This is a genomic window from Arenimonas sp. (genome assembly GCF_041919775.1).
Classification (GTDB): domain Bacteria; phylum Pseudomonadota; class Gammaproteobacteria; order Xanthomonadales; family Xanthomonadaceae; genus Arenimonas.
In genome coordinates this window covers 28,445-52,033 of record NZ_JAYRTE010000009.1, presented here as the reverse complement: position 1 = coordinate 52,033, position 23,589 = coordinate 28,445, and the positions used below count along the sequence as shown (strand labels likewise).

At 69.3% G+C, this 23,589-nt stretch carries 23 protein-coding genes; 9 read left to right on the top strand and 14 right to left on the bottom strand.

The window, feature by feature from the left end:
- The first annotated feature begins 6 nt into the window (after positions 1-6).
- From rfbB to ACE3TE_RS07230, 9 genes are all read left to right on the top strand, one after another.
- Positions 7-1,062 (top strand): dTDP-glucose 4,6-dehydratase, encoded by a 1,056-nt coding sequence (gene rfbB, locus ACE3TE_RS07270; protein ID WP_374603585.1) that lies wholly within the window; start codon positions 7-9, stop codon positions 1,060-1,062.
- Positions 1,063-1,947: a glucose-1-phosphate thymidylyltransferase RfbA gene (gene rfbA / locus ACE3TE_RS07265; protein ID WP_374603583.1), complete on the top strand. Its 885-nt coding sequence runs from the start codon at positions 1,063-1,065 to the stop codon at positions 1,945-1,947.
- Positions 1,944-2,501, top strand: coding sequence for a dTDP-4-dehydrorhamnose 3,5-epimerase (gene rfbC / locus ACE3TE_RS07260; RefSeq protein ID WP_374603581.1), 558 nt, complete (start codon positions 1,944-1,946; stop codon positions 2,499-2,501). The genes rfbA and rfbC overlap by 4 nt, the downstream gene beginning before the upstream one ends.
- 6 nt (positions 2,502-2,507) lie before the next feature.
- Positions 2,508-3,404 (top strand): dTDP-4-dehydrorhamnose reductase, encoded by an 897-nt coding sequence (gene rfbD / locus ACE3TE_RS07255; RefSeq protein ID WP_374603579.1) that lies wholly within the window; start codon positions 2,508-2,510, stop codon positions 3,402-3,404.
- A 58-nt stretch (positions 3,405-3,462) separates the two neighbouring features.
- Positions 3,463-5,460, top strand: a complete 1,998-nt coding sequence (locus ACE3TE_RS07250; protein ID WP_374603577.1) for a prolyl oligopeptidase family serine peptidase — start codon at positions 3,463-3,465, stop codon at positions 5,458-5,460.
- A gap of 105 nt (positions 5,461-5,565) precedes the next feature.
- Entirely contained in the window at positions 5,566-6,942 is a 1,377-nt protein-coding gene (locus ACE3TE_RS07245; protein ID WP_374603575.1) for a YfcC family protein, read from the top strand.
- 14 nt (positions 6,943-6,956) lie between these two features.
- Entirely contained in the window at positions 6,957-9,044 is a 2,088-nt protein-coding gene (locus ACE3TE_RS07240; RefSeq protein WP_374603573.1) for a prolyl oligopeptidase family serine peptidase, read from the top strand.
- Between the two features lies 1 nt (position 9,045).
- Entirely contained in the window at positions 9,046-9,831 is a 786-nt protein-coding gene (locus tag ACE3TE_RS07235) for a helix-turn-helix domain-containing protein (protein ID WP_374603571.1), read from the top strand.
- A gap of 137 nt (positions 9,832-9,968) precedes the next feature.
- Positions 9,969-10,796 (top strand): hypothetical protein, encoded by an 828-nt coding sequence (locus ACE3TE_RS07230; RefSeq protein WP_374603569.1) that lies wholly within the window; start codon positions 9,969-9,971, stop codon positions 10,794-10,796.
- A 36-nt stretch (positions 10,797-10,832) separates the two neighbouring features.
- Here the strand turns inward: ACE3TE_RS07230 and ACE3TE_RS07225 are convergent, their stop codons facing one another.
- The 14 genes from ACE3TE_RS07225 to nirK all read right to left on the bottom strand — a co-directional run bounded on the left by ACE3TE_RS07225 (position 10,833) and on the right by nirK (position 23,472).
- Positions 10,833-11,723: a pseudouridine synthase gene (locus ACE3TE_RS07225; RefSeq protein WP_374603567.1), complete on the bottom strand. Its 891-nt coding sequence runs from the start codon at positions 11,721-11,723 to the stop codon at positions 10,833-10,835.
- The gene (locus ACE3TE_RS07220; RefSeq protein ID WP_374603566.1) at positions 11,724-12,437 is read right to left on the bottom strand and encodes a sulfite exporter TauE/SafE family protein; all 714 of its coding nucleotides are present in this window, start codon (positions 12,435-12,437) and stop codon (positions 11,724-11,726) included.
- On the bottom strand, positions 12,437-12,631 hold the full coding sequence (gene ccoS, locus ACE3TE_RS07215; protein WP_374603564.1) for a cbb3-type cytochrome oxidase assembly protein CcoS: 195 nt from the start codon (positions 12,629-12,631) through the stop codon (positions 12,437-12,439). The genes ACE3TE_RS07220 and ccoS overlap by 1 nt, the downstream gene beginning before the upstream one ends.
- A complete protein-coding gene (locus ACE3TE_RS07210; protein WP_374603562.1) occupies positions 12,628-15,000 on the bottom strand; it encodes a heavy metal translocating P-type ATPase in 2,373 nt (790 codons plus the stop codon). The genes ccoS and ACE3TE_RS07210 overlap by 4 nt, the downstream gene beginning before the upstream one ends.
- Positions 14,997-15,494, bottom strand: a complete 498-nt coding sequence (locus tag ACE3TE_RS07205) for a FixH family protein (protein WP_374603560.1) — start codon at positions 15,492-15,494, stop codon at positions 14,997-14,999. The genes ACE3TE_RS07210 and ACE3TE_RS07205 overlap by 4 nt, the downstream gene beginning before the upstream one ends.
- A complete protein-coding gene (locus ACE3TE_RS07200; protein ID WP_374603559.1) occupies positions 15,494-17,047 on the bottom strand; it encodes a 4Fe-4S dicluster domain-containing protein in 1,554 nt (517 codons plus the stop codon). The genes ACE3TE_RS07205 and ACE3TE_RS07200 overlap by 1 nt, the downstream gene beginning before the upstream one ends.
- A gap of 3 nt (positions 17,048-17,050) precedes the next feature.
- Positions 17,051-17,344, bottom strand: coding sequence for a hypothetical protein (locus ACE3TE_RS07195; RefSeq protein ID WP_374603557.1), 294 nt, complete (start codon positions 17,342-17,344; stop codon positions 17,051-17,053).
- Positions 17,341-18,264 carry a cytochrome-c oxidase, cbb3-type subunit III gene (gene ccoP, locus ACE3TE_RS07190; RefSeq protein ID WP_374603555.1) on the bottom strand — a complete coding sequence of 308 codons (924 nt, stop codon included), beginning with the start codon at positions 18,262-18,264 and terminating at the stop codon, positions 17,341-17,343. The genes ACE3TE_RS07195 and ccoP overlap by 4 nt, the downstream gene beginning before the upstream one ends.
- The gene (locus ACE3TE_RS07185) at positions 18,261-18,404 is read right to left on the bottom strand and encodes a cbb3-type cytochrome oxidase subunit 3 (protein WP_374603554.1); all 144 of its coding nucleotides are present in this window, start codon (positions 18,402-18,404) and stop codon (positions 18,261-18,263) included. Before ACE3TE_RS07185 ends, ccoP begins: the two co-directional genes overlap by 4 nt.
- A 1-nt stretch (position 18,405) precedes the next feature.
- Positions 18,406-19,011, bottom strand: coding sequence for a cytochrome-c oxidase, cbb3-type subunit II (ccoO, locus tag ACE3TE_RS07180; protein ID WP_374603552.1), 606 nt, complete (start codon positions 19,009-19,011; stop codon positions 18,406-18,408).
- 9 nt (positions 19,012-19,020) lie between these two features.
- A complete protein-coding gene (gene ccoN, locus ACE3TE_RS07175; RefSeq protein WP_374603550.1) occupies positions 19,021-20,463 on the bottom strand; it encodes a cytochrome-c oxidase, cbb3-type subunit I in 1,443 nt (480 codons plus the stop codon).
- A 110-nt stretch (positions 20,464-20,573) separates the two neighbouring features.
- Positions 20,574-21,161: an SCO family protein gene (locus tag ACE3TE_RS07170; RefSeq protein WP_374603548.1), complete on the bottom strand. Its 588-nt coding sequence runs from the start codon at positions 21,159-21,161 to the stop codon at positions 20,574-20,576.
- Positions 21,158-21,940 (bottom strand): formylglycine-generating enzyme family protein, encoded by a 783-nt coding sequence (locus ACE3TE_RS07165; protein WP_374603546.1) that lies wholly within the window; start codon positions 21,938-21,940, stop codon positions 21,158-21,160. The genes ACE3TE_RS07170 and ACE3TE_RS07165 overlap by 4 nt, the downstream gene beginning before the upstream one ends.
- A gap of 2 nt (positions 21,941-21,942) precedes the next feature.
- Complete coding sequence (gene nirK / locus ACE3TE_RS07160) at positions 21,943-23,472, bottom strand: copper-containing nitrite reductase (RefSeq protein WP_374603544.1); 1,530 nt, start codon at positions 23,470-23,472, stop codon at positions 21,943-21,945.
- Positions 23,473-23,589: the final 117 nt, after the last annotated feature.

Sequence of the window (23,589 nt, the reverse complement as noted above, 5' to 3'; positions counted from 1 at the left end):
ATCGCAATGCAGACCTGGCTGGTCACCGGCGGCGCCGGTTTCATCGGCGGCAACTTCGTGCTCGACGCGGTGGCGTCGGGCATCCGCGTGGTCAACCTCGACGCACTGACCTACGCCGGCAACCTCGACACCCTGTCGCCGCTGGATGGCAATCCGGAGCACCTGTTCGTGCAGGGCGACATCGGCGACCGCGCCCTGGTGGCGCGGCTGCTGGCCGAACACCGGCCACAGGCGATCATCAACTTCGCCGCCGAAAGCCACGTTGATCGTTCGATCGATGGTCCTGGCGCCTTCGTGCAGACCAATGTCGTGGGCACCTTCAGCCTGCTCGAGGCCGCCCGGGAGTATTTCCGGGGCCTGGAGGGCGAGGCGAAGTCGGCGTTCCGCTTCCTGCACGTCTCCACCGACGAGGTCTACGGCTCGCTGGGCGACGAGGGCAGGTTCACCGAAGAAACCCCGTACGCGCCGAATTCCCCGTATTCGGCCTCGAAGGCCGCGTCCGACCACCTGGTGCGCGCCTACCACCACACCTACGGGCTGCCGGTGCTGACCACGAACTGCTCGAACAACTACGGGCCGTTCCAGTTCCCCGAGAAGCTGATCCCGCTGGTCATCCAGAAGGCCCTGGCCGGCGACCCGCTGCCGGTCTACGGCGATGGCCGCAACGTGCGCGACTGGCTGTTCGTGAAGGACCACTGCGCCGCCATCCGCCGCGTGCTCGAAGCCGGCCGGGTCGGCGAGACCTATAACGTCGGCGGCGACGCCGAGCGCCAGAACATCGAGGTCGTGAAGGCGATCTGCACGCTGCTCGACCAGCGCCGCCCGCGCGAGGACGGCCAGCCGCGCGACTCCCAGATCACCTTTGTGAAGGACCGCCCCGGCCACGACCGGCGCTACGCCATCGACGCCAGCAAGATCCAGTCCGAGCTCGGCTGGAAACCCTCGGTGGACTTCGAACAGGGCCTGGCCGCGACGGTGGACTGGTACCTGGCCAACCCCGGCTGGGTGCAGCGCGTGCTCGACGGCAGCTACCGGCTCGAACGCATCGGCCAGGAGGCCTGAATGAAGCGCAAAGGCATCATCCTGGCCGGCGGCTCCGGCACCCGGCTCTATCCGATCACCCAGTCGGTGTCCAAGCAGCTGCTGCCGGTCTACGACAAGCCGATGATCTACTACCCGCTCAGCGTGCTGATGCTGGCGGGCATCCGCGAGGTGCTGGTCATCAATACCCCGCACGAGCAGGAGCTGTTCAAGCGCCTGCTCGGCGACGGCTCGCAGTGGGGCATGGACATCCGCTACGAAGCCCAGCCCAGCCCCGACGGCCTGGCCCAGGCCTTCCTGATCGGCGAAGACTTCCTGTCCGGCGCGCCCAGCTGCCTGGTGCTCGGCGACAACATCTTCCACGGCACGGGGCTTACCGAACGGCTCAAGCGCGCCGATGCGCGCGAGCACGGCGCCACGGTGTTCGGCTACTGGGTGAAGGACCCGGAGCGCTACGGCGTGGCCGCCTTCGATGCCGCCGGCAAGGTCGTGGACATCGAGGAAAAGCCGGCCAAGCCCAAGTCGAACTACGCCGTCACCGGCCTCTACTTCTACGACGGCCGCGCGCCTGAATTCGCTAAGGCCCTGAAGCCGTCGCCGCGCGGCGAGCTGGAAATCACCGACCTCAACCGCGTCTACCTCGAGGAAGGCGCCCTGCACCTGGAGCAGCTGGGCCGCGGTTACGCCTGGCTCGACACCGGCACGCACCAGTCGCTGCTGGAAGCCTCGACCTTCATCGAGACCATCGAGGCCCGCCAGGGCCTGCGCGTGTGCTGCCCCGAGGAAATCGCCTGGACCAACGGCTGGATCAGCGACGCCCAGCTGCTGGAACTCGCCCGGCCGCTGGCCAAGAACGGCTACGGCCAGTACCTGATGTCGCTGGCCGAACGCGGGGCGGTGCCTTGAAGGTCATCGAAACCGACCTGCCGGGCTGCCTGCTGTTCGAACCCCGGGTGTTCGGCGACGAGCGCGGGTATTTCTACGAGGCCTTCAACCACGACAAGCTGGCGCCGCTCGGGCTGGCGCCGAAATTCGTGCAGGGCAATGTCTCGCGGTCGCAGCAGGGCGTGCTGCGCGGCCTGCACTACCAGTGGCCCAAGCCGCAGGGCAAGTTCGTGTCGGTGCTCGAAGGCGAGGTCTGGGACGTCGCGGTGGACATCCGGCGTGGCTCGCCGCATTTCGGCCGCTGGACGGCGGCCGTGGTCAGCGCGGAGAACAAGCGCCAGTTCTGGATCCCGGAGGGCTTCGCGCACGGCTTCGTCGTGCTCAGCGAGTACGCCACGTTCCACTACCTGTGCACCGACACCTACGACCCGCAGGCCGATGCGGCGATCCGCTGGGACGACGCCGACCTGGCGATCGACTGGCCGGTGTCGGCCCCGTCGCTGTCGGGCAAGGACGCCGTCGCGGCCTTCCTGGCCGACATTCCCGCCGACCGCCTGCCGGTTTTCGAGGGCTGATCCGGCATGCGCCTGCTGCTGCTGGGTGCGAACGGCCAGGTCGGGCATGAACTGCGCGAAGCGCTGGCGCCGCTGGGCGAGGTGGTCGCCGCCACCCGCAATGGCCGGCTGCCCGAAGGCGGCCCGGCGCAAACCGCCGACCTGGCCGACCCCGCGAGCCTGCCCGCACTGATCGAGCGCGTCGCGCCCGACCTGGTCGTCAACGCCGCCGCCTACACCGCCGTCGATCGCGCCGAAGAAGAGCGCGAGCTGGCGTTCCGGATCAACGCCGACGCGCCTGGCGTGCTGGCCAGGGCCTGTGCGCAGGCGGGCATCGGCCTGGTGCATTTCTCCACCGACTACGTCTTCGACGGCAGCCAGTCGCGACCCTGGCGCGAAGACGACCGGACCGGTCCGCTGGGCGTGTACGGCCGGAGCAAGCTGGCCGGCGAAGAGGCGATCCGGGCCAGCGGCGCGGCGCACAAGATCTTCCGGCTGTGCTGGGTCTACGGCCCGCGGGGCCACAATTTCCTGCTCACGATGCTGCGCCTTGGCCGCGAACGTGAGCTGCTGCGCGTCGTCGACGACCAGCGCGGCACGCCGACCAGCGCCCGCCGCATCGCCGCGGCCGTGGCCGGTGCGCAGCAGGTGATGCCCGGCGCCAGCGGCACCTGGCACCTGGCGGCGGAGGGCGAATGCAGCTGGCATGGTTTCGCCGACCGGATCTTCGGCGGGGCGGTCGCACGGGGCCTGCTGGCCCGGGCGCCCGCGCTGGAGGCCATCCCGAGCAGCCAGTTCCCCACGCCGGCCCGCCGCCCGGCCTACTCGCGGCTCGACACCGGCGCGTTCAGGCGCGACACCGGCCTTCACCTCGGTGACTGGACCGAAGGCCTGGATGAGGCCCTGGACGCGCTTGCACGCTAGCGGCGTGCCGCCTATCGTTCAGGGCTGGCGTCATCTTTCACTGAACCGGGGAATCACGATGAAATCCGTCCTTACCGCGCTGGCCCTGCTTGCAGGCGCCGGGGCTTCCGCCGCCGAGTTGCCCTCGGTCGAGCACTTCATGCGGCACGCCACCTATTCCAGCGCCCGCATCTCGCCCAATGGCGAATACCTGGCCATGGGCGTCGACCGCGGCGGCCAGGACGTGCTCACCGTCATCCGCCTCAAGGACATGAAGCTGATGAAGGTGAACGTGCTGCCGGACGAGAAGTCCGTGGCCGGTTACCAGTGGATCGGCGACGACCGCCTGATCTTCACCGCCACCCGCAAGGTCGGCAGCTTCGTGGCGCCGCGCGGCACCGGCGAGTGGTATGCCGTCAACGCCGATGGCAGCCAGCCGCGCCCGGTCATCTTCTACGGCAGCCGTGGTGCCGCCGAGCGGGCCAAGGCGGTGTTCAACGAGTTCTTCAGCATGGTCGACCCGCTGGTGGACGACCCGCGCAACGTGCTGATGTCCTCCTCGTCCGCGCGCTCGAGCACCGGCTCGAACACCGAGCTGGTGATGGTCGATACGATCACCGGCAACCGCAAGACCCTGGCCTCGGCGCCGCGCGAGAACTGCAGTATCCAGGTCGATGAAAAGAAGGCGCCGCGCTACGCGGTCTGCTTCGACCAGAAGAACGAAAAGGGCGAGTACGACACCCGCACCGAGCTCTACCAGTACCAGGGCGGCAAGTGGAGCCTGGTCAACAACGCCCGGATGGGCGGCGGCAAGCAGCTGCGCGTGGTCGGTTCGGCCAAGGACGGCACGATCTACGCCGTCGAGGACGACGGCAAGGCCCCGGCCGCGCTGGGCACGATCGACCGCCAGACCGGCCAGTTCCAGAAGATGTTCCAGGACCCGGTTTCCGAGGTCTCGGGCTGGGTCGAGTCGCCGACCGACGAGAAGCCGCTCGCCGTGATCACCGAGGCGGGCATCCCGAAGATCCACGTCGTCGAACCCAACCATCCCGACACCGAACTGTATGGTTCGCTGGCCGCGGCCTTCCCGGGCCAGGTGGTGAACTTCAGCAGCGCCACCCGCGACGGCGACATGATCGTCGTGTCGGTTTACAGCGACCGCAATCCGGGCGAGCTCTACCTCTACGACCGCGATTCGGGCAAGGCGCGTTTCCTGATGAAGGCCCGCGAGTGGGTCAACCCGGAAAACTCGGCGTCCGTGCGCGCCTTCGACTTCGTCAACCGCGACGGCATGCGCATCTACGGCTACCTGACGATCCCCAAGGGCAGCGACGGCAAGAACCTGCCGATGATCGTCAACCCGCACGGCGGTCCGATGGGCCCGCGCGACAACTGGGGCTACAACCCGGAAACCCAGCTCTTCGCCAGCCGCGGTTACGCCACGCTGCAGGTCAACTTCCGCGGTTCGGGCGGCTTCGGCAAGGCCTTCGAGGACATGGCCTACGGCCAGTGGAACACCGGCATCATGCACGACATCATCGACGCCACCCGCTGGGCCATCAACGAAGGCGTGGCTGACCCTCAGCGCATCTGCATCTACGGCGGCAGCTTCGGCGGTTATTCGGCGATGATGGCGCCGGCCGTCGAGCAGGACCTGTTCAAGTGCGCCTTTGGCTACGTGGGCATGTACGACGCGCAGATCCAGTACCGGCTCAGCGACACCGGCGACCGCGCCGACGGCCGCAGCTACCTCGACCGTGCCTTCGGTTCGACCCGCGCCGAACAGGATGCGATGTCGCCGATCAACCACGTCGAGAAGATCGACATCCCGGTCTTCCTGGCCGCCGGTGCCCGCGACCCGCGCTGCCCGCCCGAGCACACCGAGAAGATGTACGCGGCGCTCGAGCGTGCCGGCAACACGCCCGAGGGCATGATCATCCAGTCCGGCGAGATGCACGGTTTCTACGGCGTCGAGAACCGCGTGAACCTCTACACCCAGATGCTGGACTTCTTCAAATCCCACATCGGCGGCAAGGTCGAGGTCGGCGACGCCGAGCGCACGGCCGGTACGAACTGATTCCAGGTCGCGCCCGTCCCTCCGGAACGGCGCCCTTCGGGGCGCCGTTTCCGCAAGGGGCCGCGGTTTTTCCTATACTCACCCGGTCACCGACTGGATAGGCCCATGTCCAAGCCCCTGCGGGTCCCGCATACGCTGGTGCTGCTGTTCGCGATGATGGCGCTGGCGCTGGTCGCCACCTGGCTGCTGCCGCAGGGCAGCTTCGACACGGTCGACGACGGCAAGGGCCACGCGCTGGTGGTGCCGGGCACCTACGCCCTGGCCGAAGAACGGGTGCACCTGCCCTGGTACACGCTGTTCACGGTGGTGCCGCGGGCGCTGGCGGCGGCGCAGGACATCATCTTCTTCGTGCTGATCGTCGGCGGCGCCGTCGGCGTGCTGCGCGCCACCGGCATGATCGACGCGCTGCTGGGCAGCGTGCTGCGCAAGGTCGGCCAGCGGCCGCTGTGGCTGATCAGCGGCGGCATGCTGGTGTTCGCGGCCGGTTCGGGCGCCATCGGCATCGCCGAGGAATACATCCCGTTCGCCGCGATGCTGATCGCGCTGTGCCTGGCCATGCGCATGGACGCGATCACCGCGATGGGAATCATGATCGGCGGTTACGGCATCGGTTACGGCGTCGCGGCGCTGAACCCCTTCACGGTGCAGATCGCCCAGGGCGTGGCCGGGCTGGCGCCGACCTCGGGCTGGGAGTTCCGGCTGGCGCTGTTCGTGCCTTTCGTGGCCATCGGCGTGCACCACGTGTGGTCGTATTCGCGAAAAGTGCAGGCCGACCCCTCGAAAAGCCTGATGCAGGGCCTCGAGCCCCGCTACCTGCCGCCCACCACGTTTCCGCGCCTGCAGGGCCGGCGCCTGCTGGTGCTGCTGCTGTCGCTGGCGGTGCTGGCGGCGATGGTCTGGGGCATCAGCCAGCAGGGCTGGTACCTGGTGGAGCTGGGCGCGCTGTTCCTGGCCCTGGCCATCGTCGCGGGCCTGGTCGCCGGCCTCGGCGGCGACGGCACCGCCCGCCATTTCATCACCGGCGCATCGGAGCTGGCCGGCACCGCCGTGCTGGTGGGCTTCGCCCGCTCGATCGCGCTGATCCTCGAAGAAGGCCAGCTGCTGCACACGCTGGTGAACGCGCTGGCGGGGCCGCTGCAGACGGTGGGCCCCGAGCTGGCGGCGGTGGGCATGCTGCTGGTGCAGACGCTGATCAACTTCTTCATTCCCTCCGGCAGCGGCCAGGCCTTCGTGACGATGCCGATCATGGCGCCGCTGGGCGACCTGGTCGGCGTGAGCCGCCAGACCGCCGTGCTGGCCTACCAGTTCGGCGACGGCTTCTCGAACATGATCGTGCCCACCAACATCGTGCTGATGAGCATCCTGGGCATCGCCGGGATCCCCTACGACCGCTGGCTGCGCTTCATCTGGCCGCTGTTGCTGAAACTGACCCTGGCCGCGGCCGTCGCCCTCGTGGTGGCGGTGCAGATCGGCTACCACTGAACCGAGGAACCCCGATGATCCGGAAACTCCCGCTTTGCCTGGCCGCCCTGGTCCTGCCGGCGCTTGCCGCCGCCGAATCGCCGCGTGGCCTGGACGCCCGCGACCTGGTCACGCTCGAGCGCGTGTCCGCGCCGACGCTGTCGCCGGACGGCCGGCACCTGCTGGTGACGGTGCGCGAAGTCGATTTCGAGGCCAACAAGGCCAGCACCGGCCTGTGGATCGAGGACCTTCGCGCGCGCGACGCGGCGCCGCCGGTGCGTTTCACGCCGGAAGGGTTTCCGGCCAGCAGCGCCGCCTTCGGGCCTGATGGGCGCAGCGTGTATTTCCTGTCGTCGAAGTCGGGTTCGTCCCAGGTCTGGAAGCAGGACATCGGCGCCGGTGAACCGGTGCAGGTCAGTGACTATCCGCTGCCGGTCGGCACCTTCAAGCTCTCGCCCGACGGCAAGGCCCTGGCGCTGAGCTTCGAGGTCTTCACCGACTGCGGCACCCTGGCCTGCACGAAGGACAGGCTGGATGCGCGCGCCGCCGGCAAGGCCAGCGGCGTGGTGTACGACAACCTGTTCGTCCGCCACTGGGACACCTGGAAGGACGGGCGCCGCAACCAGCTGTTCGTGGCCCGCTTCACCGACGAGGGCAAGGCCGGCAGCGAACCGGCGCGCGTCAGCGCCGGCATCGAGGGCGATGTCCCGGCCAAGCCCTTCGGCGGCAAGGACGACTACACCTGGGCGCCTGACGGCCAGTCGCTGGTCTTCGCGGCGAAAGCCGTGGGTCGCGAGGAAGCCTGGTCCACCGATTACGACCTCTACCTCGCGCGCGCCACCGGCAGCGGCGCGCCGAAGAACCTGACCGAAGCCAACGCCGCCCTCGACGGCGGACCGGTGTTCTCGGCCGACGGCAAGACGCTTTACTACCGCGCGATGAAACACCCGGGCTTCGAGGCCGACCGCCTCGCGCTGATGGCGATGGACATGGCCAGCGGCGAGACCCGCGAGATCGCGCCGGGCTGGGACCGTTCGGCCAGCAACATCACGCTTTCGGCCGACGGCAAGTCGATCTACACCACCACCTCCGACGTCGGCACCTATGCGCTGTACCGGATCGACATCGCCAGCGGGCAGGCGCAGAAGATCGTCGGCGGCGGCACCGTCGGCGGTTACGACCTGGCCGGCGAGACCCTGGCCTACACCTTCGAAGACCTCGATTCCCCGGCCCAGGCCTTCGTGGCCAGGGCCGACGGCAGCCAGGCGCGGCAGGTCACCAACAACAACGCCGAGGTCCTGGAGGACATTCAGTTCGGTGGCTTCGAGCAGTTCAGCTTCAAGGGCTGGAACGACGAAACCGTTCACGGCTACGTGGTCAAGCCGGCGGGCTACAAGGAAGGCAAGCGTTATCCGGTGGCCTTCCTGATCCACGGCGGCCCGCAGGGCAGCTTCGGCAACAATTTCCATTACCGCTGGAATCCGCAGACCTATGCCGGTGCCGGTTTCGCGGTGGTGATGATCGACTTCCACGGCTCGGTCGGCTACGGCCAGGCCTTCACCGATTCGATCAGCGGCGACTGGGGCGGCAAGCCGCTCGAGGACCTGCGCAAGGGCTGGGCCGCCGCGCAGCAGAAGTATTCCTTCCTCGACGGCGAGCGCGCCTGCGCCCTGGGCGGCAGCTACGGCGGCTACATGGTGGCCTGGATCGCCGGCAACTGGCCGGACGGCTTTGACTGCCTGGTCAACCACGCCGGCGTGGTCGACACCCGAATCATGGGCTTCAACACCGAAGAGCTCTGGTTCACCGAGTGGGAAAACCGCGGCACCCCGGTGCAGCAGCCCGAGGCCTACGAGAAGTTCAACCCGATCAACCACGTCGGCAAGTGGCAGTCCCCGATGCTGGTGATCCACGGCCAGCTCGACTACCGCGTGCTGGTCGAACAGGGCCTGGCGGCGTTCTCGGCGGCCCAGCGCCAGGGCGTGCCCAGCCAGCTGCTGTATTTCCCGGACGAAAACCACTGGATCCTCAAGCCGCACAACAGCGTTCTCTGGCATGACACCGTCAACGCCTGGCTCAAGCGCTGGACCGCGGAAGACGCCGCGGAGCCGGCGAAGGACTGACATGACGGCTGAAGTACTCGACCTCGACCGGCTGCGGCGAAGTTGCGCGCAGTGTTCGCTGCACGTGCTGTGCCTGCCGGCCGGTATCGGCGGCCGCGACCTCGAACAGCTCGATGAAATCGTGCGCACGCGCCGGCCGCTGGGCAAGGGCGACGCGCTGTTCCGCTCCGGCCAGCCGCTGGGTTCGCTGTACGTGGCGCGCGAAGGGGCGTTCAAGACGGTGGCCATCGACGCCGAGGGCGAGCAGCAGGTGGTCGGTTTCCACCTGCCGGGCGAACTGATGGGCCTGGACGCGATGGGCACCGGCAAACACGCCTGCGAGGCCGAGGCGCTGTCGCCGGCCAGCGTGTGCGAAATCCCGATGGGCCAGCTTGAAACGGTCTGCCGCGAAGTGCCGGGGCTGCAGCACCAGCTGCTGCGCATCATCGGCCAGGGCATCAACCGCGACCAGTCGCACCTGGAAATGCTGGGCCGCCGCCAGGCGCACGAGCGCGTGGCGCTGTTCCTGCACGGCCTGTCCGAGCGCTACAAGCTGCTTGGCCAACCCGGTGATGTCTTCACCCTGCCGATGAGCCGCGAAGACATCGCCAGCTACCTGGGCCTGGTCATCGAAACCGTCAGCCGGACGTTGACCAAGCTGCAGGACGAAGGTGTGATCGCCGTGCGCGGCCGGCAGCTGAAAATCCTCGACCGGGCGCGACTGGACGAGCTCGTGCATGCGCCGGTGGCTGGCACCGCCAAGGGGCGGGCACCGGCCGGTCCCGACCCGCGCTCGCGCAAAGGCTGAGCCCGCCGGGCCCGGGCTGCGGCGGCCGGGCGCGATGCCCGGCCTGTCCGCAGTGCGCACCATCCCTCGTTGGAAAGGACGACGGCAACCCGCCCGGGGAGGGCGGGCCCGCCATCCCCCCGGCAGGAGGTTCCCGCATGTCTCGTCGTATACCGCTTCTCGCCCTGGCCCTGGCCAGCGCGATCGTTGCCCCCGCCTACGCGGAAGAAGCCACGGTTTCCTACCAGGGTGTCGTCACGAGCTCCTCGGGCGCACAGGCCGCGCTTTTTGCCGCCGGCCAGGAGATCTCGGTCAGCTACACCGTTGAAACGACGGCCGCCGACACTGACCCGCATCCCGGCAACGGCGTCTTCCACGGTGGCCTGGTCGCCCTTCGCATCAGCATCCCGGCCGTCGGCGTGGATGCGCAGGTGGGCACGGGCACGGTGCAGACTTTCGACAACGAGGTTGGCGGCAATTCGGACCAGGTGTTCTTCGCCGGCATTCCTACCGCCGGCAGCCTGGGCGGCCTGCCGCTGACCCGCGCGGAGGTCGATTTCCTGGACTTCGACGCCGGTCCGGGCGGTTTCCCGATCATGATCGACAGCCAGGACATCCCGACCCATCCGCTGGTGACGGACGACAGCTTCGCCATCCTCTACACCAGCGCCGGCACCACCTTCGTCAGGTTCCTTGCGGAAGCCGACGAGGCGACGCCGGCCGAGCTCGCCGAAGACGGCCGCGAACTCGTGCAGGACCTGGTGGACGACGGCCGCCTGCGCCGGGGCCAGGGCGCCGCGCTCGACAGCAAGTTCGCCAGCGTGCTCGCGGCGATCGACGCCGGTGACACGGCCACGGCCTGCGGCTCGCTGGGTGCCTTCCACAACCAGGTCAATGCGATGCAGCGCAGCCGCCAGATCGATGCAGCCACCGCCGCCGAGCTGCGTGAAGCCGCCGACGCGCTGGGCGACGCACTGGGCTGCTGAATCCCGGGGCGGGGCGGACTTTTCGCCCCGCCTGTTTCAGGCATCCAGGCTGAGTTGGCTGCAGAACCGTCGTTCGGTCCCGTCGAACGGGTCGGCGAACGAGAGCGTCTTCGCCAGCAGCTTCAGCGGCGCCGAAAAGTCCGCCGGGTCGCGGTGCCTGACCGTGGGGTAGAGCGGGTCATTGGCGATCGGTGCGCCCAGTGCCGCCATGTGCACGCGCAGCTGGTGCTTGCGGCCGGTGACCGGCGCCAGCGCGTAGCGCCACAAGGCACCGATGCGTTCGAGTACGTCGATGCCGGTTTCGCTGTTCGCCGGCCCCGCGGTTTCCTGCATGCGGAAGAAGGGCTCGCCGGCGACGAGGCGGCTTGAGCGCACGAGCGGAAAACCGATGTCGGGAAGGGCAGGGGCCAAGGCCTCGTAGTGCTTCCCGATGCGCCGATCGCGGAACAGCGCCTGGTAGCGCGCGCGCGACCGGGGATTGGTCGAGAACAGGACCAGGCCGGCGGTTTCGCGATCGATGCGATGCAGTGGCACCAGGTTCGGATTGCCGGTGCGGCGTACCAGCCGGCCGAGCAGGGTTTCATGGACGTGGGCGCCGGCGGGCGCGACCGGCAGGAAATGCGGCTTGTCCGCCACCAGCAGGTGTTCGTCGGCGTGCAGCACGGCCTCCTCGAAGGGAATCCGTGGCTCGTCGGCGACCTCGCGGTAGTAGTGCACCTCGAGCCCGACCCGGAACGGCGTTTCCGGTGAAATCCCATGGCCCCGGTCGTCCAGCACGCGCCCGCGCGCCATGCGATCCAGCCACGACACACGCGCAATCGCCGGAAACCGATCACACAGGCAATCGAGCACCGTCGGCCAATCGCCGGGGGGCAGCTGCAGCGTGCTCGCGGCGAGTCCATCCAGGTCGGGAGGGCGCCTGCGCATTCAGACCGAACGGCAGCCCAGGGCTTCGAGCACCGAGTGGATCGCCGGCTGCGTGGCCAGCCAGGGAGCGGCCAGGGTGACCAGGCCGGCAAGCGCGATGAAGCCGGCGGCGCCGTAGCGCCAGGCGCGGTTGGCCAGCAGCTGCCCGAGCCGCGCGCCGCTCCAGGTGACCGGCACCATCGTCGCCATCGTGCCGATGCCGAAGCTGGCCATCACCAGGGCGCCGTGCAGGGCGCTGGCTTCCAGCCACGCGGCGACCAGCACCGTGCTCGACAGGCCGCAGGGCAGCCAGCCCCAGAGCAGGCCCTGCGCCCATGGCCGCCAGGGACCGTGCGCGGGCAGCCGCGACTGCAGCGGGCGCAGCATCTTCCAGAACCAGGCGCCGCCGCGCGAGAGGAAACCGAGTTTGCGCGGCCACAGCAGGCGCACCGCGACCAGGATCAGCACGCCGCCCATGGCCAGGCGCAGGCCCGTGGCCAGCGCCTCGGAGCGGGCGAGCAGCAGCAGGCCGCCGCCGAAGGCCCCGACCAGGGCGCCGGCCATCGTGTAACCCAGCACCCGGCCACCGTTGAGCGCGAACGCGGTGCCAAGTCCCGGTTTGGGCGCGGTCGCGGCCAGCCCGGTGGCGATGCCGCCGCACATCGCGATGCAGTGCACGCCGCCCAGCAGGCCGGTCAGCAGCGCCGCGCCCAGCACCAGCAGGTCGACCGGCATCAGTCGGCGTCGCGTCGTTCGCGCTTGTCGCGCGCTTCGGGGGCCGGGGCCGGGCGGTCGTCTTCGCGCAGCATGTCCAGCGCCGGCGTGTCGAGGTCGTCGAACTGCCCGCGCCTGACCGCCCACAGGAAAAACCAGATCGCCGCGCCAAGCAGCAGCAGCGAAACCGGGATCAGGGCAAGCAGGATGTTCACGCGGTTACCCCTTTTGTGCGCCCCAGGCGCAGGGCGTTAGCGGTGACGACCAGCGAGGAGGCGGCCATGCCCAGCGCGGCCAGCCCGGGGCCGATCAGGCCCATCGCCGCCAGCGGCAGGGCTATGACATTGTAGGCCAGCGCCCAGCCGAGGTTCTGGCCGATGATCCGGCGCGTACGCCGGGCAAGCTGGACGGCCTGCGGCAGGCGCATCAGCGCACTGCCGGCCAGCACCAGGTCGGCCGAGCGATGCGCGAGCGGCGCACCGCCGGCCATTGCCACCGAGACATCGGCGCCGGCCAGCACCGGCGCGTCGTTGATGCCGTCGCCGACCGCGAGCACGCGTCGGCCCTGGGCCTGGAGCGCGCGCACCGCTTCGAGTTTGTCTTCGGGTGATTGCCGCGATGCGAAGTCCTCGATGCCAAGCTGGCCGGCGACCGTGGCGACGCTGTCTTCGCCGTCGCCGCTGAGCAGGTGCGGCGGCAGGCCCAGGGCGCGCAGATTGGCCACGGCCTCGGCGGCGTCCGGACGCACCGGGTCGCTGGTTTGAAAGCGGGCAAGGGCGGTCTGGCCGTCGCCCAGCCACAGCGCGCCATCGTCTTCGCGCCCGGCGGCGAACTCCGCGCGCCCGAGGCGATACGCACGGCCATCCACCTCGCCCTGCACGCCGTGGCCGGGCAGGGTGCGCACCGCGGTGGCGACGGGCACGTCGGGCATCGCGAAGGCCAGGGCCAGGGGGTGGCCGGCGTTGGCTTCCAGCGCGGCGGCGATGCGCCGCCATTGGCCGATGTCGCCCTCGATGGCCTGTTCCTCATGCAGGCGCGGCTGGCCGAGGGTCAGCGTGCCGGTCTTGTCGAGCACGACGAAGTCGGCCTGCGCCAGGCTTTCCAGCGAATCCGCGCCCAGGGCCAGCACGCCCCAGCGCGCCAGCGTGCCGTGCGCCGTGGCCAGGGCCGTGGGCACCGCCAGCGACAGCGCGCAGGGGCAGCTGACCACCAGCACTGCCAGCGCGATTTCAAAGGCCCGCTCCGGCTGCAGCTGCCACCAGACCGCGAACACGATGATCGCCGCGACGAACAGCGACAGCACGAAGCGCTGCGCCACTGCGTCGGCGAAGCGCGCCACGCGCGGCCGCGTCGACTGCGCGCGGTCGACCGCGCGCACCAGCTGCGACAGCCGCGTGTCGGCGCCGGTGCGGGTGACGCGCAGGCGCAGCGGCGCTTCGCGGCAGGCGCTGCCGGCGTAAAGCGGATCGCCGGCGGTCTTGGCGACGGCGGTGGATTCGCCGGTCAGCAGGGATTCGTCCAGCGCTGCGGCATCGTCGAGCAGGTCGCCGTCGGCCGGCACCGTGTCGCCGGCGCCCACCTGCACCACGTCGCCCGTGGCCAGCGCCGAGACCGGCACCTGCTCGCGTCCGCTGCCGCTTTCGCGCCAGGCCAGGGCCGGCTGCGCCCTCGCCAGCGTATCCAGGCGTGCGCTGGCCTGGCGGCGCGCCATGCGCTCGAGGAAACGCGCCGCCAGCAGGAACAGCACGAACATTACGGCGGCGTCGAACCAGACATGGGTGCCCCCACGCAGCGTTTCGACCAGGCTGGCGAAATAGGCCAGCAGCACCGAGGTCGCCACCAGCGTGTCCATGCCCGGCCGGCGTTCGCGCAGTTCGGTGGCCATGCCGGCAATGAAGGGCCAGCCGGAGAAAAACACCACGGGCGTGGATACCAGGAAGGTGATCCAGCGGAAGAAGTCGCGCGTCGCCGGCGCCATCTCATTGGCGGTGTCCAGGTACAGCGCTTCGGCGAACATCATCGCCTGCGTGGTGCCCAAGGCGGCGACGCCCAGCCGGGCGATCAGACGGTTGCGCTCGCGGCGGCGCTCGCGCTCGGCGGTTTCGCCCTGGGCCAGGTGCGGGCGGTAGCCCAGCGAGGCCAGCCGGGCCAGCACGCGCGACAGCGGCGTGCGCTGCGGATCCCAGGCGATGCGCACGCGGCCGGTGATGGCATTGGCGCCGGCGTCGCTGACGCCGGGTTCGCGGCGCAGCGCGTGGTCGATCAGCCAGGCGCAGGCGGCGCAGTGCATGCCTTCGCAGACGACGGTGATCTCGCGGCCTTCGGGCGTGTCGATGGCGTGGCCGGCCTGCACGTCGGCGCGGTCCCAGGCGCTGTAGTCGGCCGGCGCCAGGTCGACGCGGGCACCGGCGGAATCGCGCAGGCGGTAGTAGTCACCCAGGCCGGCATCGCGGATCCAGCTGGCGGCGGCGCCGCAGCCGGTGCAGCAGACCTCGCGCTCGGCGCCGTCCAGGCGCACGCGCACGGGGTCGGCGGGCAGGGGCTCGCCGCAGTGGAAGCAGCCCGACGGTGCCGCCGGGTTCACGGCGCCGCGAGGGCGGGTGCCAGCGCGACCTCGGTGTCGCCGGGATGGTAGCGCCCGACCAGTCGCCAGCTGCCGTCGTCGGCGACCAGGCGCAGCTGCCAGACGTGCGTCGCGGCGACCGGGCCGTCGGTGCGCCAGCCGCGCGGGTCGGGCACGAAGCCAAGCTGCTGGTCCAGCGACGATTCCAGCGGGTGCACCAGCTGCAGCACGGGCGCGCGCGGGCCGGTGGCCTGGTCGAGCCGGAGCAGGGCAGTATCGCCCTCGATCACGAGCGTCGCCGACAGCTTGCGCCGCAGCGCCTCGGAATCGGCTTCGATCGAGGCGACCTGCACCTGCGCCGTGCGCCGGACCGGGTCGGGGTCGGCGTCCACCGCGCTGTTGCCGGAGGCCACGACCAGCGTCCAGACGCCGGCGACGATGGTCAGGGCCGGAATTGCGAGCACCAGCCACAGCACCGGGTTGCGGGAGAAGAAGGATTGCTTGCTGGTGTCCATCAGAACGGCCCGAAGAAACGGGTCTCCTCGGTTTCGCTGACGCCTTCGGCGCTCGATTCGACCACCAGGTCGAGGTCCACGCGGCCCTTGGCCACGCCGGCGGCGGCGCGCAGCGTGACCGGCACGGTCAGCACTTCCTCGGCCGCTGCGCGGTGCACGGCGCCGGCCTCGACCAGGGTGATGCCCTCCGGGGCCTCGATGCGGATCGTGAACTCACGCGGCGCGATGTCCTTGTTGACGATGCGCACGGTGTAGGCGTTCTCGATGCTGCCGTCGGCGGCGGTGCGGTAGAGCGCGTTGCGGTCGCGCATGACGTCGACGATGAGCGGGCTGCGCTGGGCGATGCCGACCGCGAAACCGATCGCCAGCGCCACCAGCAGGCCGCCGTAGACCAGCACGCGCGGGCGCAGCAGGCGCACGTGCTTGCCTTCCACCGCGTTCTGCGAGGTGTAGCGCACCAGGCCGCGCGGGTAGCCCATCTTGTCCATCACCATGTCGCAGGCGTCCACGCAGGCGCCGCAGGCGATGCACTCGTACTGCAGGCCGTTGCGGATGTCGATGCCGGTGGGGCAGACCTGCACGCAGATCGTGCAGTCGATGCAGTCGCCCAGGTCCTCGGGGGAGTTGACCTCGGGCGGCGGCGGCAGGCCGTGCTGCTGGTCGACCACCAGGCCGGTGGTGGCGCGGGCGCCGGCCTGCAGGTCGGCGGCGCTGCGGTGCTGGGAGGCGTGCACGACGGCGCTGGTGGCGACGTCGAGCGGCAGCAGGCCGCGGGCGCGTTCGAGCACGCTGGCCAGCTTGCCCTTCTTGCGCGGACCGCGTGGCTCGCCGCGCAGCGGGTCGTAGGCGATGATCAGGGTGTTGCGGTCGAACATCGCGCCCTGGAAGCGCGCGTAGGGGCACATGTACTTGCAGACCTGTTCGCGCAGCACGCCGGCATTGCCCCAGGTTGCCAGCGAATAGAACAGCACCCAGAAGATTTCCCAGCCGCCCCATTCAAAAGGCGAGAGGCGGGCGGCCAGGTCGCGGATCGGGGTGAAGTAGCCGACGAAGGTGAAGCCGGTCCAGAGCGCGAACACCAGCCACAGGAAATGCTTCGATCCCTTGCGCAGGATCTTCTCGCGGTTCCAGGGGCCCGCGTCGAGCTTCATGCGCTTGTTGCGGTCGCCCTCGGTCCAGCGCTCCATCCAGATGAAGACTTCGGTCCACACCGTCTGCGGGCAGGCGTAGCCGCACCACAGGCGGCCGGCGACGGCGGTGAAGAAGAACAGCGACAGCCCGGCCATGATCAGCAGCAGGGCCAGGTAGAGGAAATCCTGCGGCCAGAACACCAGCCCGAAGACGTAGAACTTGCGCGCCGGCAGGTCCCACAGCACGGCCTGGCGGTCGTCCCACTGCAGCCAGGCGAAGCCGTAGTACATGCCCAGCAGCCAGATCACCGCGGCCTTGCGCAGGCGCTGGGTGAAGCCATCCTGCTCGCGCGGATAAACCTTCTTCTCGGCGACGTAGAGCGATACCTCGTCGACCAGTTCGCTGGGGATCTTGCGGGCCATGGCTCAGTCCTTCGCCAAAGGCTTGTTGAAGCGGCTGGCGGGCCGCAGCAGGATCCAGGTGAACAGGCTGCTGGCCGCGGTGCAGGCCCAGAACATGAAGAAGCCGATCGTGTAGCCCAGGCCGCGGCTGATCTCGACCTCCGGGAAGGTCATGTCGCGCAGCAGCAGCGGGTCGACGAAGGCGAAGAACACCATCGTCGCCACGCCGGCGGCGAAGAAGCTGGGCCAAAGGATCGCCCCGAGCCGCTGGGCCAGCGGTCGGGGCGGGTGGTCGAAACGGTCGGCGGGATGGGTCATGGGGCGTCGGGTGGCTCCGCGTCCTTGCCGTGGGAAATCGTCCAGACATAGGCGCCCACGAGGCGGCTGCGGGTCTCGCCGATGATCGGGCCGTGCGCGGGCATCATGCCGTTGCGGCCGTTGCGGATGCCTTCGCTGATGGTCGCGAAGTCGCTGCCGTAGAGCCAGGTGTCGTCGGTGAGGTTGGGCGCGCCCAGGATCGGGTTGCCCTTGCCTTCGACGCCGTGGCAGGCGGCGCAGACGCCGGCGTACTTGGCCTTGCCGGCCTGGGCCAGGCCCGGGTCGGCCTTGATGCCCGACAGGCTCTGCACGTAGGCCGCGACCTCGGTGACGCCCACGTCGCCGCCGATCGCGGCGCCCAGCGCCGGCATCGCCGCCTGCCGGCCATCGACGATGGTCGCCAGGATCTGCTCGGGCGAACCGCCCCAGAGCCAGTCGCCGTCGGTGAGGTTGGGGAAACCCTTGGCGCCGCGGGCGTCGGAACCATGGCACTGCGCGCAGTGGTTCTGGAACAGGCGGGCGCCGAAGGCAACGGCTTCCTCGTGTTTGGCGACCTCATCGACCGGCATGCCGTCGAACCGGCCGAAGGCTTCCGCCAGGCGGGCGTCGGCTTCGGCCTTGTCGGCGTCGTGCTCCTTCGCCGAGGTCCAGCCGGAGGTGCCGGCGAAGTTGCCCAGGCCGGGGTACCAGACCAGGTAGGCGACCGAGTAGGCGATGGTCAGCCAGAACAGGATGATCCACCAGCGCGGCAGCGGCTTGTTGTACTCGGTGAGGTCGCCGTCCCAGACATGGCCGGTGGTATCGGAGTTGTTGCGGGCTTCGTCGCCGCGGCGCTTGGACGTCCACCACAGCAGCCAGGCGCAGCCGACGATGTTCAGGACGACGAGGAAAATGACGTATAGGGACCAGCCGGTAGTCATGGGGTGTTCTCGCTCTGGTCTTCTTCCAGGGGCAGTCGGGCGGCGGCGTCGAACTCGGGCTTGCGTTTGCGGCTGTAGGCCCAGGCGACGCCGACCAGGAACAGGATGAGCAGCAGGACGGTGGAGATGCCGGCGGTCATGTCAGTTCACCGGCGCGTGCTTGCCGAGGCCCTGCAGGTAGGCGATCAGCGCGTCCATTTCGGACTTTCCGGCCACGGCCGCCGCGGCGCCCGCGATCTCCTCGTCGGTGTACGGGTCGCCCAGTCGCTGCAGGGCGCGCATGTTCCGCGCCACCACGCCGGGGTCCACCGGGGTCTCGGCCAGGAAGGGATAACCCGGCATGTTCGACACCGGCACGACGTCGCGCGGATTCATCAGGTGCACGCGGTGCCAGTCGTCGGAATAACGACCACCGACGCGGGCCAGGTCCGGACCGGTGCGCTTGCTGCCCCACTGGAACGGGCGGTCGTAGACCGATTCACCGGCCAGCGAGTAGTGGCCATAGCGCTCGGTTTCGTGGCGCAGCGTACGGATCATCTGCGAGTGGCAGTTGTAGCAGCCCTCGCGCACGTAGACGTCGCGGCCGGCCAGTTCCAGCGGCGGGTAGGGCTTCACGCCCGGCAGCGGCTTGACGGTCTCGGCCTGGTACATCAGCGGCACGATTTCAGCCAGGCCGCCGAAGCTGATGACGATCGCGATCAGGATCGCCATCCAGCCGACATTGGTTTCGATCTTTTCGTGGCTCATGTCGGGTCCTCAGGCGTGCGACTGGGCGGCGGGCGGCAGCACCGGCGACTCCACCCGGCCCTTGGCCAGGCGGAAGGTGCGCACGGTGTTGATGCTCATCAGCACCATGCCGGCGATCACCAGCAGGCCGCCGAGCAGGCGCACCAGGTAGTAGGGATAGTTGAACTCGACGATCTCGGCGAAGGCGTAGGTGAGCGTGCCGTCGTCGTTCGCGGCGCGCGCCATCAGGCCCTGGTAGATGCCGGCGATCCACATCGAGACGGTGTAGAGCACCACGCCGATGGTGTGGATCCAGAAGTGCTGGTCGATCATGCGGATGCTGGCCATTTCCTTCAGGCCCAGGCAGCGCGGGATCAGCATGTAGATCGAGCCGATCGAGATCATGGCCACCCAGCCCAGCGCACCGGAGTGCACGTGGCCGATGGTCCAGTCGGTGTAGTGGCTGAGCGCGTTGACGGTCTTGATCGACATCATCGGGCCCTCGAAGGTGCTCATCATGTAGAAGGAGATGGCGACGACGAGGAACTTGATGATCGGGTCGGTGCGCAGCTTATGCCAGGCGCCCGAGAGGGTCATGATGCCGTTGATCGCGCCGCCCCAGCTGGGCGCCAGCAGGATCAGCGAGAACACCATGCCCACCGACTGCACCCAGTCGGGCAGGGCGGTGTAGTGCAGGTGGTGCGGGCCGGCCCACATGTACACGGCGATCAGGGCCCAGAAGTGCACGATCGACAGGCGGTAGCTGTAGATCGGCCGGTTGGCCTGGCGCGGCACGAAGTAATACATCATGCCCAGGAAGCCGGCGGTCAGGAAGAAACCGACCGCGTTGTGGCCGTACCACCACTGCACCATCGCATCCACGGCGCCGGAGTAGATCGGGTAGCTGTGCCACAGGCCGGCCGGCATCGCCAGCGAGTTGATGATGTGCAGCAGGGCGACGGCGATGATGTAGGCGCCGTAGAACCAGTTGGCCACGAAGATGTGCCGGACCCGGCGCTTGACGATGGTGCCGAAGAAGATCCAGCCGTAGGCCACCCAGACGAGGGTGATCAGGATGTCGATCGGCCAGGCCAGCTCGGCGTATTCCTTGGACTGGGTATAGCCCAGCGGCAGGGTGATGGCCGCGGCCACGATGACCAGCTGCCAGCCCCAGAACACGAAGGCGGCGAGCTTGTCGCTGATCAGCCGCGCGTGGCAGGTGCGCTGCACCACGTACAGGCTGGTGGCGAACAGGGCGCAGCCGCCGAAGGCGAAGATGACCGCATTGGTGTGCAGCGGCCGCAGGCGGCCGAAGCTGAACCAGGGCAGGTCGAAGTTCAGGGAGGGCCAGTACAGCTGGGCGGCGATGATCACCCCCACCAGCATGCCCACCACGCCCCAGACCACGGTCATCACTGCGAACTGCAGCACGACCTTGTCGTTGTAGGTTTCCACCTTGTTGTCCAGCGTCATCGGAGCTTCCCCGTTTTCTTCGCGACATTATCCCCCAACCCGGCAGGTCGCCGGGTTGACCTTGGTCAAGGCGCATTTTCCCGGGCCGTGGCTGGACCCGGGTAAGGGGCTCAGCCGGCGGGTTTCGCCAGCGCGGCCTTCACCGCGGCCAGGAAGGCCGGGTCGGGCACGCTGCCCAGGGTTTCGGTGCGGGCCAGGATGCGGCCTTCGCCGTCAATCAGCACCAGGGCCGAGGTGTGGTTGAACTCGCCGTCGGCCAGCGGCCGGTAGCGGATGCCCAGCACGGCAGCCAGGCGGCGCACGCCGGCGGCTTCGGTGCGGGCCAGGGTCCAGCGGTCGGCCGGCAGCCGGCGCTTGTCGAAGACCTGCTTGAGCGCGGCGGGGTCGTCGCGCGCGGGATCGAGGCTGACCAGCAGCACGTGCAGGCGCGCGCGCTCTTCCGGCGTCAGGGCATGCTCGACGCCCTTGGCGCTGTCGACGATCAGCGGGCAGACGTAGCGGCAGGAGGTGTAGAACATCGCCACCAGCCGGACCTTGCCGCGGCCGTCGGCGAGCGTGAAGTCGCGTCCGGCCTGGTCGGTGTAGGTGTCGGCCAGGCGATAGGCGGAGTCGCCCGGGAGTTCGGCGGAAACCGCGGTCTGCGGCAGGCCGGCGGCCAGCGCCAGCAGCAGGCCGAGGGCCAGGGACCAGGTTTTCATCGTGTTGTTTCCTTGGCGTCGCGGGCGCAGCGGAAACCCAGGTTGCCGGTGGTGTCCTCGGCCTGCAGGGCCGAGAGCATGGCCACGCGCATCAGCACGGCGTAGTTTTCGCGGTCGTCCATGGAGATGGCGCCGGCGCCGCAGAACTGGAGCTTGTCCGGATCGCCCTGGTCGCGGTTGTCGGGGGAAACCAGCATTGCCGCGTAGTCGTCCACCCATTCCCAGACCAGGCCGTGCAGGTCCTGCACGCCGTTGACGTCGGCCGGGCCCTGGCCGACATCGGCGAGGGCCTGGTTCGATGGCCGGGAGTACCAGGCGAGTATGCGTTCGCGCCAGGCCGGGTCCTTGCGTGCGTCGGCGCGGGTTTCGTCGGCCGCGGCCGCGAATTCCCACTCGGCCCAGGTCGGCAGGCGCGCGCCCTGGGCTTCGCAATAGGCCTGGGCGGCGAACCAGCTGACCTGCACCACCGGCTGCGCCGGACCCGCGTCACCGAGATCGGTGGGACCGGCCCAGTGCTGCAGGTAACGCTGTTCGGCGAACAGTTCCGGGGCCTGGCCGCGGCGCCATTCGGGATGGCGACGCACGAAGTCCAGGAACTGGGCGTTGGTGACCGGCCGGCGCTGCAGTTCGAAGGGCGCGACCTTGACCACGCCCCCCGTGTCTTCGTAGCGCAGCACCGAACTGAACTCGCCGCCCGGCAGCGGGGCCCAGTCCTGCCCGGCGGCGAGGCCGGGCAGGGGAAGCAGGGCCAGCAGCAGGATGCGGGTGGCGCTTTTCACGGTCAGTGCGCCGCGCCTTCGCCGCGCTCGGTGCTCGCGCGGACCTTGGCCACGTCTTCCTTGCTGACCTGGCCACCCGGGTTGCCCCAGCTGTTGAGCGCGTAGGTCAGGATGTTGGCCACTTCGTCGTCGGTCAGCTGGCTCATCGGCGGCATCACCGAGTTGTAGTCCTCGCCGTTGACCTTGATCGGGCCCGACAGGCCGTTGAGCACGATGGCCGCGAGTTCGTCATGCGGGCGAGTCATCCAGTCGGACTTGGCCAGCGGCGGGAACACGCCCGGCATGCCGGCGCCTTCGACGCCGTGGCAGGTCGAGCAGGTGCCGGCGAACAGCGCCTTGCCCGCGGCCACCTGGCCTTCCAGGGTGAGCGTGCCCGAGGCCTGCGCCGCGGCGGCCTCGGCCACAGGTGCCATGCTGGCGGCCTTGTCGCCCAGGTAGACGTGGTCGACTTCCTTGCCCGAGTAGATGCTCTTGTCCTCTTCGCCGTCGACCTGGAGGATGCCCAGGGCGCCCTTGTTGAAGGCGCGGAAGATCGAGTGGTCGACCAGCACGTAGCTGCCCGGCACCTCGAGGTGGAAGTCGGCGATCATCGCGCCGCCGGCCGGGATCAGCGTGGTCTGCACGTTTTCCTGGTAACGGGTGCCGCCTTCGTACCAGACCTTGTCGAAGATCTCGCCGATCACGTGGAAGCTCGAGACCAGGTTCGGGCCGCCGTTGCCCACGTACAGGCGCACGTCTTCACCGACGCTGGCCTTGATCGCGTTGTCGCCGGTGAGCGCGCTCTCGGAGCCGTTGAACAGCACGTAGGTCGCGTTTTCGTCGATGGCCCGCTGCATGTCGAAGGGGGCGTGGCCCTTCTCGCGGTACTTGGTGGTGGTGTAGAAGTCGCCCTGCATCACGTAGAACTCCTTGTCCACCGGCGGCATGCCTTCGGGCGGCTCGACCAGGATCAGGCCGTACATGCCGTTGGCGATGTGCATGCCCACCGGCGCCGTGGCGCAGTGGTAGACGTACAGGCCGGCATTGAGCGCCTTGAAGGTGAACTGCGAGCCGTGGCCCGGCGCCGTGAACGTCGACGAGGCGCCGCCACCGGGGCCGGTGACGCCGTGCAGGTCGATGTTGTGCGGCATCTTGGAATCAGGGTGGTTGTGCAGGTGGAATTCCACCGTGTCGCCCTGGCGCACGCGGATGAAGCTGCCCGGCACGGTGCCGCCGAAGGTCCAGAAGGTGTAGGTGACGCCGTCGGCGATCTCGAGGTCGACCTCGCGCACTTCCAGCTCGACCTTCACCTTGGCCGGGTAGTCGCGGTTGGTCGGCGGCGGCACGTGCGGCGGCGCGGTGAGCACGGCGTTGATCATCTCGCCCTGCGGCGGACCGAAATCGCCCTTGCGGGACCCGCCCGTGTCGGTGGCGCCCGCGGCGCGCTTGGCGACGACGGCTTCGTGCGCGTCCAGTTCCGAATTGGGGTTGTCGCGGCAGCCGGCGAGGGCCAGGGCAGCGGCGATCGAGAGGGCGAGCAGGGGGCGGTTCATGGTCATGTCTCCGATGGTAGGTCGTTCAGTCAATTCGAGGCCGACAGCTTCCTGCGGAGTCACGCGTGCGTCCCTGACGCGCGTCAAGCAGAACCCATGGCGGGACAGTCTGCCCGT